At 41.7% G+C, this 235-nt stretch carries 1 protein-coding gene; it reads right to left on the reverse strand.

Going from position 1 to position 235, the window contains the following annotated elements:
* Positions 1-235: hypothetical protein (locus P6709_RS20350; protein WP_278242687.1), on the reverse strand; the 235-nt coding region annotated here is incomplete at both ends.

The following is a 235-nucleotide window of genomic DNA, read 5'->3' on the forward strand; positions in this document are numbered from 1 at the left end:
GGAAAAAGCGGAAAACGGATTGTTTGTGGAGAAATAAACGGGTAATAAATGGTGAGATGCCGAATTTTTGAAGTTCATTGGCAAATAATGCGACCTGTGTGAGGTAAAATCTTGGCAGCTGAAGCACTTGTTGTCTTGCTTTATTTAAACTGACACCCAGATTGCTTAATACCCGTATATGGGAGAAGAACCGTTTCAGCTGCCGGAAAATGCTGATTCTCAGCGCAGAAGAACT

The organism is Jeotgalibacillus sp. ET6 (genome assembly GCF_029667115.1).
GTDB lineage: Bacteria > Bacillota > Bacilli > Bacillales > Jeotgalibacillaceae > Jeotgalibacillus.